Origin of the sequence: Desulfitibacter sp. BRH_c19 (genome assembly GCA_001515945.1) — a bacterium.
Lineage (GTDB): Bacteria > Bacillota > DSM-16504 > Desulfitibacterales > Desulfitibacteraceae > Desulfitibacter.
Genome location: LOER01000045.1, coordinates 21,486 through 31,195, shown reverse-complemented (window position 1 = coordinate 31,195; position 9,710 = coordinate 21,486). Strand labels below are relative to the sequence as shown.

The 9,710-nt window shown below is 38.0% G+C and carries 21 protein-coding genes; all 21 read left to right on the top strand.

Annotated features, from left to right (window positions below; genetic code table 11):
- Positions 1 to 829: elongation factor Tu (gene tuf / locus APF76_01665; protein KUO49150.1), on the top strand; the 829-nt coding region annotated here is incomplete at its 5' end.
- Between the two features lie 193 nt (positions 830 to 1,022).
- Positions 1,023 to 1,331 (top strand): 30S ribosomal protein S10, encoded by a 309-nt coding sequence (gene rpsJ, locus APF76_01660; protein ID KUO49149.1) that lies wholly within the window; start codon positions 1,023 to 1,025, stop codon positions 1,329 to 1,331.
- Between the two features lie 20 nt (positions 1,332 to 1,351).
- Entirely contained in the window at positions 1,352 to 1,984 is a 633-nt protein-coding gene (locus APF76_01655; GenBank protein ID KUO49148.1) for a 50S ribosomal protein L3, read from the top strand.
- A 28-nt stretch (positions 1,985 to 2,012) separates the two neighbouring features.
- Positions 2,013 to 2,639: a 50S ribosomal protein L4 gene (locus APF76_01650; GenBank protein ID KUO49147.1), complete on the top strand. Its 627-nt coding sequence runs from the start codon at positions 2,013 to 2,015 to the stop codon at positions 2,637 to 2,639.
- Positions 2,639 to 2,926 (top strand): 50S ribosomal protein L23, encoded by a 288-nt coding sequence (locus APF76_01645; GenBank protein KUO49146.1) that lies wholly within the window; start codon positions 2,639 to 2,641, stop codon positions 2,924 to 2,926. Before APF76_01650 ends, APF76_01645 begins: the two co-directional genes overlap by 1 nt.
- Before the next feature lie 20 nt (positions 2,927 to 2,946).
- Positions 2,947 to 3,774, top strand: coding sequence for a 50S ribosomal protein L2 (gene rplB, locus APF76_01640; protein KUO49145.1), 828 nt, complete (start codon positions 2,947 to 2,949; stop codon positions 3,772 to 3,774).
- Positions 3,775 to 3,800: 26 nt separating this feature from the next.
- A complete protein-coding gene (locus tag APF76_01635; GenBank protein KUO49144.1) occupies positions 3,801 to 4,085 on the top strand; it encodes a 30S ribosomal protein S19 in 285 nt (94 codons plus the stop codon).
- A gap of 31 nt (positions 4,086 to 4,116) precedes the next feature.
- Positions 4,117 to 4,461: a 50S ribosomal protein L22 gene (locus APF76_01630; GenBank protein KUO49143.1), complete on the top strand. Its 345-nt coding sequence runs from the start codon at positions 4,117 to 4,119 to the stop codon at positions 4,459 to 4,461.
- On the top strand, positions 4,461 to 5,123 hold the full coding sequence (locus APF76_01625; GenBank protein KUO49142.1) for a 30S ribosomal protein S3: 663 nt from the start codon (positions 4,461 to 4,463) through the stop codon (positions 5,121 to 5,123). Before APF76_01630 ends, APF76_01625 begins: the two co-directional genes overlap by 1 nt.
- Before the next feature lie 3 nt (positions 5,124 to 5,126).
- Positions 5,127 to 5,561, top strand: coding sequence for a 50S ribosomal protein L16 (locus APF76_01620; protein KUO49141.1), 435 nt, complete (start codon positions 5,127 to 5,129; stop codon positions 5,559 to 5,561).
- A complete protein-coding gene (locus tag APF76_01615) occupies positions 5,551 to 5,748 on the top strand; it encodes a 50S ribosomal protein L29 (GenBank protein ID KUO49140.1) in 198 nt (65 codons plus the stop codon). Before APF76_01620 ends, APF76_01615 begins: the two co-directional genes overlap by 11 nt.
- A gap of 29 nt (positions 5,749 to 5,777) precedes the next feature.
- Positions 5,778 to 6,041, top strand: coding sequence for a 30S ribosomal protein S17 (locus APF76_01610; GenBank protein KUO49139.1), 264 nt, complete (start codon positions 5,778 to 5,780; stop codon positions 6,039 to 6,041).
- A 33-nt stretch (positions 6,042 to 6,074) separates the two neighbouring features.
- Positions 6,075 to 6,443, top strand: coding sequence for a 50S ribosomal protein L14 (locus APF76_01605; GenBank protein KUO49138.1), 369 nt, complete (start codon positions 6,075 to 6,077; stop codon positions 6,441 to 6,443).
- Between the two features lie 36 nt (positions 6,444 to 6,479).
- Positions 6,480 to 6,809 (top strand): 50S ribosomal protein L24, encoded by a 330-nt coding sequence (locus tag APF76_01600; protein ID KUO49137.1) that lies wholly within the window; start codon positions 6,480 to 6,482, stop codon positions 6,807 to 6,809.
- 27 nt (positions 6,810 to 6,836) lie between these two features.
- Positions 6,837 to 7,379: a 50S ribosomal protein L5 gene (locus APF76_01595; protein KUO49136.1), complete on the top strand. Its 543-nt coding sequence runs from the start codon at positions 6,837 to 6,839 to the stop codon at positions 7,377 to 7,379.
- Positions 7,380 to 7,403: 24 nt separating this feature from the next.
- Positions 7,404 to 7,589, top strand: a complete 186-nt coding sequence (locus tag APF76_01590; GenBank protein KUO49135.1) for a hypothetical protein — start codon at positions 7,404 to 7,406, stop codon at positions 7,587 to 7,589.
- A gap of 28 nt (positions 7,590 to 7,617) precedes the next feature.
- Positions 7,618 to 8,016, top strand: coding sequence for a 30S ribosomal protein S8 (locus tag APF76_01585; protein ID KUO49134.1), 399 nt, complete (start codon positions 7,618 to 7,620; stop codon positions 8,014 to 8,016).
- A 22-nt stretch (positions 8,017 to 8,038) separates the two neighbouring features.
- Complete coding sequence (locus APF76_01580) at positions 8,039 to 8,581, top strand: 50S ribosomal protein L6 (protein ID KUO49133.1); 543 nt, start codon at positions 8,039 to 8,041, stop codon at positions 8,579 to 8,581.
- 38 nt (positions 8,582 to 8,619) lie between these two features.
- Positions 8,620 to 8,988, top strand: coding sequence for a 50S ribosomal protein L18 (locus APF76_01575; GenBank protein KUO49132.1), 369 nt, complete (start codon positions 8,620 to 8,622; stop codon positions 8,986 to 8,988).
- A gap of 18 nt (positions 8,989 to 9,006) precedes the next feature.
- The gene (locus APF76_01570; protein KUO49131.1) at positions 9,007 to 9,507 is read left to right on the top strand and encodes a 30S ribosomal protein S5; all 501 of its coding nucleotides are present in this window, start codon (positions 9,007 to 9,009) and stop codon (positions 9,505 to 9,507) included.
- 12 nt (positions 9,508 to 9,519) lie between these two features.
- Positions 9,520 to 9,705, top strand: coding sequence for a 50S ribosomal protein L30 (locus APF76_01565; protein KUO49130.1), 186 nt, complete (start codon positions 9,520 to 9,522; stop codon positions 9,703 to 9,705).
- Positions 9,706 to 9,710: the final 5 nt, after the last annotated feature.

Genomic DNA, 9,710 nt, shown 5'->3' with positions numbered 1-9,710 from the left:
AGTAGGAGTTCCTTATATAGTAGTATTCCTAAACAAAGCAGACATGGTAGATGATGAAGAATTAATGGAACTAGTAGAAATGGAAGTAAGAGAATTACTAACTGAATACGAGTTTCCTGGTGATGACATTCCAGTAGTATCTGGATCAGCATTAAAAGCATTAGAATGCGGATGTGGAGAAGCAAGCTGTGAATGGTGCAGCAAGATAAATGACTTAATGGATGCAGTAGACAGCTATGTACCAACTCCAGAAAGAGACAAAGATAAGCCATTCTTGATGCCAATAGAAGATGTATTTAGTATTACAGGCCGTGGAACAGTAGCAACAGGAAGAGTAGACAGAGGCCAAGTAAAAGTACAAGACGAAGTAGAAATTGTAGGATTAACCGAACAACCAAGAAAGACAGTAGTAACAGGAGTAGAGATGTTCCGCAAGCTACTAGACTATGCAGAAGCAGGAGACAATGTAGGCTGCTTACTAAGAGGAGTAGACAGAAAAGAAATTGAAAGAGGTCAAGTACTAGCAAAGCCTGGCTCAATTAAGCCCTTAACAAAGTTTAGTTCAGAAGTATACGTTCTAAGTAAAGAAGAAGGTGGAAGACATACACCATTTTTCTCAGGATATAGACCACAGTTTTACTTCAGAACAACAGACGTAACAGGAATTATTGCTTTACCAGAAGGCGTAGAAATGGTAATGCCTGGAGACAATATCAAAATGGATATCTCCTTGATTACTCCAATTGCTATTGAACCAGGATTAAGGTTTGCAATTAGAGAAGGCGGCAGAACTGTTGGTGCTGGTGTTGTTTCTGAAATAAGCGAGTAAATTAGCTTATATTATAAGTTATGCTTAATTCGCAATAAAAAGGGAATAGAATAAGGTTTATTCTATTCCCTTTAAATCCGCTATTTAAATAAATTAAGATGTGCGATGAGGTGAAAGGTTGCTGCAGAAAAAGAGCAGGAAATTTTCGCTGAGAATTGTCCGTTATATAATCGGGCGCTAGGAGGAATAGAAAATGGCAAAAAATAAGATTAGAATTCGCCTTAAAGCTTATGATCATCAGCTGCTTGACCAATCTTCTCAAAGAATTGTAGAGACAGCAAAAAGGACAGGTGCAAATGTATCTGGACCTATTCCACTTCCTACTGAAAAAAATATATTTACAATTTTGAGGTCTCCCCATGTCAATAAGGATTCAAGGGAACAGTTTGAGATGAGGACTCATAAAAGACTCATTGATATAAATGAACCTACACCTAAGACAGTTGATGCACTAATGCGTCTTGATTTACCGGCTGGCGTAGACATCGAAATAAAACTTTAGTAAAAGAGGGGGTGTAGAAAGTGTCCAACGCTATTTTAGGAATTAAAAAGGGTATGACTCAGGTTTTTGAAGATACAGGTGTAGTTGTCCCAGTAACTGTTATAGCTGCAGGTCCATGTATAGTACTTCAGAAAAAAACTGTGGAAACAGATGGATATAATGCTATTCAGGTAGGTTTTTATGAAGCTAAGGCAAGCAGAGTGAATAAGCCAATGAAAGGCCATTTTGCAAAGGCCGTGAACGACAAGGTATTTAAGTATGTTAAGGAATTTAGATTTGATAATGTAGATCAGTATCAAGTTGGGCAAGAAATAAACGTTGAGATATTTAATCCTGGAGATAAAGTAGACGTTACTGCTAAATCAAAGGGTAAAGGTTTTGCTGGATATATTAAAAAGTATAACTTTAGTAGAGGACCATCATCTCATGGTTCAAAGTATCATAGGGGTGGGGGTTCACTAGGTGCGAAAGGACCTGCTAGAGTATTTAAAGGACGTAAAATGCCAGGACGTATGGGTGGCGAAAAAATAACAACTTTGAATTTGGAAGTAGTAAAAATTTATCCAGCTGAAAATTTGTTATTGGTTAAGGGAGCTGTACCTGGTCCTAGCAAAGGATTAGTTTTTGTAAAAAATTCTGTAAAGACTAAGTAATAATTCTGTTGGGAAAGGAGGCAGTGCAATGCCCGTTGTAGCAATCTATAATGTCCAAGGCCAACAAGTTGGAGATTTACAATTAAATGAAAGTATTTTTGCTGCCAAAATAAGTGAAGCTGCTATGCACCAAGTTGTAATCAATCACCTTGCAAATCTTAGAAGGGGTACTCATTCCACTAAGAGTAGAGGAGAAGTTAGTGGCGGCGGCAAGAAACCATGGAGACAAAAAGGTACTGGTAGGGCTAGAGCTGGAACCTCCCGTTCTCCGTTATGGAGAGGCGGTTCAATAATATTTGGTCCAAAACCAAGAGACTATAGCTACACTTTACCAAGAAAATTAAAAAGAGTAGCTTTAAGGTCAGCATTTACATCCAAGGTAAATGATGAAAAACTAATTGTTCTAGATCAACTATCCTTTGATGCACCTAAAACAAAGGAGATAATCAACATTCTTAAAGCTTTGGATCATCAAGATGTAAAAACCTTAGTAATTATAGCTGAAAAAGATGATAACGTTACTAAGTCCATTAGGAACATTGAAGGTGTTACTGTAATAAATTCTCATAACATTAATGTTTACGATATAGTAAACAATGAAAAAGTGATTATGACTAAGGATGCTGTTGCAAGAGTTGAGGAGGTGTTGGTATAATGCGTAATCCTCATGACGTTATTATTAAACCTGTTATTTCTGAAAAAACTACAGATTTAATGGCACTTAATAAGTACACTTTTATTGTTGAAAGAAAAGCAAACAAAGTGGAAATTGCAAATGCTGTTGAAAAGATATTTAATGTTACAGTAGAAAATGTTAATACCCTAAAAGCAAGGGGTAAAAACAGAAGAATGGGTCGTTTTATCGGTAAAACTCCTGACCGTAAAAAAGCAATTGTGACATTAAAAGAGGGAGACAAGATAGAAATCATTGAAGGACTATAAAAAGTTAAGGAGGGATATATATGGGTATCAAGAAATTCAAACCAACCTCTCCTGGTAGACGGCAGATGACTGTTTCAACCTTTGAAGAAATTACAACTGATAAGCCAGAAAAGAGCTTATTAGCTCCCTTAAATAAAAACGCTGGTCGTAATGCCCAGGGTAGAATAACAGTCAGGCACAGGGGCGGCGGTCATAAAAGGGCGTATAGAATTATTGATTTTAAAAGGGATAAGGATGGTATTCCGGCTACTATAGTTACTATTGAATATGATCCAAACCGTTCTGCAAATATCGCACTTGTTAATTATGCCGATGGAGAAAAAAGATATATTCTTGCACCAAACGGTTTAAAGGTTGGAACTAAGATAGAATCAGGACCCGAATCTGATATTAAAGTTGGGAATTGCCTACCTCTACAAAATATTCCCGTTGGTTCTGTTATTCACGCCATTGAATTAAAAGAAGGAAAAGGCGCACAGATGGCTAGGTCAGCAGGTACTTCTGCACAGCTTATGGCAAAAGAAGGAACCTATGCACATGTAAGATTGCCATCTGGAGAAGTTAGGTTGGTACATGTTAGATGTAGAGCAACTATTGGCCAGGTAGGTAATCATGACCATGAAAATATTACAGTCGGAAAAGCAGGTAGATCCCGTTGGTTAGGAAAAAGGCCTACTGTCAGAGGTGTTGTTATGAACCCAGTTGATCACCCACATGGTGGTGGTGAAGGTAGATCACCTATTGGCCGTAATCCAGTTACTCCATGGGGAAAACCAGCACTTGGAGCAAAAACGCGTAAGAAGAATAAGCCATCAGATAAATATATCGTTAAACGTAGGAATTCTTAAGGTTTTAAGAAAGGGGGTTGTCACTGATGGGCAGATCTCTAAAAAAAGGTCCTTATTGTGATCCGAAATTATTAAAAAAAGTTGATGTAAGTAATGAAAAAGGCGATAAAAAGGTTATTAAAACATGGTCAAGAGGCTCTACTATTTTTCCTCAAATGGTAGGTCTTACAATAGCCGTCCATGATGGACGCAAGCATATACCTGTTTATATTACTGAGGATATGGTGGGACATAAACTAGGCGAGTTCGCGCCAACAAGGACCTTTAAAGGTCACGGTTCCCATACTGAAAGATCTACTAGTCTTAAATAGAGACTTGTTGTATTGAAAGGGGGTACAATTTATGGAAGCAAAAGCTGTTGCTAAATATATAAGAATGTCACCTACAAAGATTCGTCAGGTAGCTGACCTAATAAGAGGCAAAAGCGTACGTGAAGCACTAGCTATTTTGAGATATACCCCTAAGGGTTCAGGACTAGATATCTCGAAAGCTGTTAAGTCAGCTGCGGCTAATGCGGAGCACAATTTTGAAATGGATTCAGATAGTTTATATATATCAAGGATTTTCATTGATCAGGCACCAACTTTAAAAAGGTTTAAACCTAGGGCAATGGGAAGAGCGGATAGAATACGTAAAAGATCAAGCCATATTACTGTAGTAGTTAGTGAAAGGGAGGAGGTTAATTAGTGGGTCAAAAGGTTCATCCTAAGGGATTAAGAATTGGTATTATTAAAGATTGGGATGCCAAATGGTATGCTGACAAAAACTATGTAGAGCTTCTTCATGAAGATATCAAGGTGCGTGAGCATATAAAGAAGAAGTTGTTTACTGCAGGCATCTCTACTGTTGAAATAGAGAGAGCCGCAAATAGACTAAAAGTATCTGTGCATACTGCAAAGCCAGGGATTGTTATTGGTAGAGGTGGCGCAGAAGTAGAAAATTTGCGTAAAGAAATAGCAAAAATATCAGGAAAACAAGTAGCTGTAAATATAGTGGAAATTAAAAAGCCTGAGCTAGATGCACTATTAGTTGCTGAAGGAGTGGCTGCGCAGTTAGAAAAACGTGTTTCCTTCCGGAGAGCTATGAAACAGGCCGTTAGTCGTTCAATGAAATTTGGTGCAGAGGGGATTAAGATCATGTGTGCTGGTCGTTTAGCTGGTGCTGAAATGGCTAGAACAGAATGGTATAGTGAAGGTAAAGTACCCTTGCATACATTAAGAGCAGATATAGACTACGGTTTTGCCGAGGCTAATACCACTTATGGAAAAATTGGTGTTAAAGTCTGGCTATATAAAGGTGAAGTTCTTCCGAAGGCAAAGAAGCAACCTGCCCAGGAAGGGGGAAACTAACCCATGTTGATGCCAAAAAGAGTAAAATATCGTAGACAACACAGAGGTTCTTTAAAAGGAAATGCTCAAAAGGGCAATCGAATTGATTATGGTGAGTTTGGTTTACAAGCTCTAGAAAACGGCTGGATTAGTAGCCGCCAGATTGAAGCTGCTCGTGTTGCCATGACAAGGTTTATTAAAAGGGGCGGTAAGGTTTGGATAAAGATCTTCCCAGATAAGCCCGTTACGGCAAAACCTGCTGAAACACGAATGGGTAGTGGTAAAGGTGCTCCAGAGTATTGGGTTGCAGTTGTTAAGCCTGGCCGTGTAATGTTTGAGTTAGCAGGCGTAAGTGAAGAGATTGCAAAAGAAGCGTTGCGTCTAGCTTCTCACAAACTTTCAGTAAAAACCAAGTTTGTAAAACGTGCAGGAGTGGGTGGTGAGGCCGATGAAAGCTAATAAATTAAGAGATTTATCCAAACAAGAAGTTACCCGTAAAGTGGATGATTTAAAGCAGGAATTGTTTAACTTGAGATTTCAAATGGCAACTGGTCAATTAGATAATCCAATAAGAATTAGGGAAGTTAGAAAAGATATAGCTAGGGCCAAAACTATACTCAGGGAAATTGAGATTAGTGAAGGCTAGGTAACACTGAAGTAAAAGGAGGGAATACCTTGGTAGAGCGTTCAGCCCGTAAAACTCGTATTGGGAAAGTGGTAAGTAATAAGATGGATAAGACAGTTATTGTGGCTGTAGAAAACTTTGTTAGCCATAAACTTTACCATAAGGCCATTAAGAATACAAAAAAATATAAAGCTCATGACGAGAATAATGAATGTAATATTGGCGATAAGGTTAAAATTATGGAGACTCGTCCATTAAGCAAAGATAAGACGTGGCGAGTTCTAGAAGTATTAGAAAAGACACAGGAAATTTAAAAACGCTAGGTTTATTGGGAAGGGGGTAGTATTATGATACAAGTCCAAACAATGCTAAAAGTTGGAGACAATACTGGTGCTAAACGCCTGATGTGTATTAAAGTAATAGGTGGATCTGGTAGACGTTATGCTTCTATTGGTGACATAATTATTTGTGCGGTTAAGGAATCTACACCAGGGGGCGTTGTCAAAAAAGGAGAAGTTATAAGGGCTGTTGTAGTTCGGACTAAAAAACCCATAAGGCGTAAAGATGGAACGTATATTAGATTTAGTGAAAATGCAGCTGTCATTATAAATGATAACGGAGACCCCCGGGGAACAAGGATTTTTGGTCCCGTTGCCAGAGAACTGAGAGATAAGGATTATATGAAAATTGTATCCTTAGCCCCTGAGGTTTTATAGGATATTAAAGTTTAAGCAGGTAATGGAGGTGACTTTATGGCAACACCTAAAAAGGTACATGTCAAAAAAGGTGATAAGGTAATGGTTATTGCTGGGAAAGATTCCGGTAAAACAGGAAAAGTATTAGAAGTTCTGCCAAAGTCTAATAAAGTTGTAGTAGAAGGTGCAGGCATTGTTAAACGCCATACCAGACCTACTAAGAAGATTTCAAATGGTGGAATTATAGAACAAGAATCTGCTATCCATGCTTCAAATGTGATGTACTATTGTTCCAAGTGCAAGAGGCCTGTAAGAACTGGGACAATAATTGAGGGTGACAAAAAGATCAGAGTGTGTAAGAAGTGTGGAGGTCCTGCTGATAAATAGAGTTGTTTTGGAAAGGAGGTAGGTTTAATGGCCAGACTGAAAGAATACTATCAGGAAAATGTAGTAGTAGCTTTAAAGGATAAAATGGGTTATAAAAACGTTATGGAAATTCCTCGCCTAGAGAAAATCATAATTAACATGGGCATTGGAGAAGCAACCCAAAATCCAAAAGTACTAGATGGTGCGGTACAAGATTTACAGACTATATCTGGACAAAAGCCAATCATTACAAAGGCAAAAAAATCCATAGCTGCCTTTAAGTTAAGAGAAGGTATGCCTATTGGTTGTAAAGTGACTTTAAGAGGAAATAGAATGTATGAATTTTTGGATAGACTAGTTAATGCAACTCTACCACGTGTTAGGGACTTTAGAGGTATATCAGCAAAAGCATTTGATGGTAGAGGTAATTATACCTTAGGGCTTAAAGAGCAAATAATTTTCCCTGAAATAGATTATGATAAAGTAGATAAGGTTAGAGGAATGAATATAGTTTTTGTTACCTCTGCTAAGACTGATGAAGAGGCTAGAGAACTTTTAAAATTAATGGGTATGCCCTTTAAAGAACACTAAGGTAATTTTTAAGGAGGTAAATTAATGGCAAAAAAATCCATGATTGCCAAGCAAAGCAGAAAAGCTAAGTTTAGCGCTAGAGCATATAATCGTTGTAAAATTTGTGGTAGACCTCGTGGATATATGCGCAAGTTTGGTATGTGCCGTATATGTTTTAGAGAAAGAGCTTACAGGGGTGAAATCCCTGGTATAACCAAAGCTAGTTGGTAAAGAGAGTACTAAAAGGGGGTGCTGAAACATGGTAATGACTGATCCTATTGCTGACTATTTAACAAGAGTAAGAAATGCGAACAATGTCATGAAGGAAACAGTTGAAATTCCAGCTTCTAATGTGAAAAAAAACATGAGTGAAATCCTCAAAAAGGAAGGTTTCATCAAGGATTATGAATACATTGAGGATGGTAAACAAGGGATCATTAGAGTCTATTTGAAATATACTCCAAATAGAGAAAAAGTAATTAGTGGTTTAAAAAGAATTAGTAAGCCAGGACTAAGAGTATACGCGAGAAGAGACGAAATACCAAAGGTTCTGGGAGGCTTAGGAATAGCGATAATATCGACATCTAAAGGAATTATGACAGATAAGGAAGCAAGAAGAGATATGGTGGGTGGAGAAGTTATTTGCTATATTTGGTAGTTGCTAGAATGGAGGTGTTTACATGTCAAGGATAGGAAAAAAACCAGTAGATATTCCATCTGGTGTTGATGTAAAATTAGTTGATAATAAGATTACAGTAAAAGGGCCCAAAGGAACACTTGAAAGGGACCTTCATCCAGAAATAAACGTAGCCGTAGAAGAAACAGCCATTGTAGTTACAAGACCTAGTGATCAGAAGAAACATCGTGCATTACATGGACTTACACGAGCTCTTGTAAACAATATGGTGGAAGGTGTAACAAAGGGTTACGAAAAGAAGTTAGAGTTGGTGGGAGTTGGTTACAGAGCGGCTATGCAAGGCAGTAAGCTTGTTCTTAATGTTGGATACTCACACCCCGTTGAAATGGTTCCTGATAATGGGCTTAAAGTTGAAGTAGGTGCTAAACAAAATCTAATAATCATTAGTGGCTATGATAAAGAGGTTGTTGGACAGTTTGCAGCTAAAGTAAGAGCAGTAAGAGAGCCTGAACCATATAAAGGCAAAGGAATCAAATATTCAGATGAAAAAATTCGCAGAAAAGCTGGTAAAGCTGGCAGCAAATAAGTTAGTGTCTAGTTTCTTTTGGGAAAGGAGTGAAATTTGTGTATAAAATATATGAGCGAAATGCTACTCGCAAAAAGAAGCACAGACGCTTGAGATCCCGATTAACTGGTACCAGTGAAAGGCCAAGACTAAACATTTTTCGTAGTAATTGTCAGATTTATGCCCAAATTATTGATGATACAGTTGGCAAAACAGTGGTAGCAGCTTCTAGCTTAGAAAAGGATATTCAAGATGAAATAAAAGACTTAAATAAAAAGGAAACTGCAAAAGTTATTGGCAAGCTTGTTGCTCAAAGAGCGATTGAAAGGGGTATCAAGCAAGTTGTATATGACAGAGGCGGTTACATCTACCATGGGAGAGTCGCAGCCGTGGCAGAAGGTGCCCGGGAAGTTGGATTGGAATTTTAACCATGAAGGAGGAAAATTATGAATAGAATTGACCACAGGGACATGGAATTATCCGAAAAAGTGGTTAATATAAGCCGGGTTGCTAAGGTTGTTAAAGGTGGACGTCGTTTCAGTTTTAGTGCTTTAGTAGTTGTTGGAGATGGCAAGGGTCGTGTTGGCGCCGGCTTAGGAAAAGCAGGAGAAGTTCCAGAGGCAATTCGTAAAGGCATTGAAGATGCTAAAAAGAACATGATAGATGTTCCTATTGTTGGAACTTCAATACCGCATGAGATTATAGGTCGTTTTGGAGCAGGAAGAGTACTTTTAAAGCCAGCTTCAGAAGGTACAGGAGTAATTGCTGGTGGTTCTGTAAGACCTGTTCTTGAATTAGCTGGCATCAAGGATATTTTAACTAAATCTCTTGGCTCAGCTAATGCAAATAATATTGTCTATGCTACACTAGAGGGTCTAAAAACCCTAAAGAAAGTAGAAGATGTGGCAAAATTACGTGGAAAAACAGTTGAAGAATTGTTAGGGTAGGAGGTATTTTTAGTGGCAAAATTAAAAATTACCCTTGTTAAAAGTCCTATAGGCTCTACTGAAAGACAAAAAAGAACCGTAGAGGCTTTGGGGCTAGGTAAATTAAACAGTACTGTAACTCAAGTTGATACTCCAGATATACGCGGTAAAGTAAAGAAGGTAGATCACCTTGTTTCTGTAGAAGAAATTGAAGCATAGGGGGT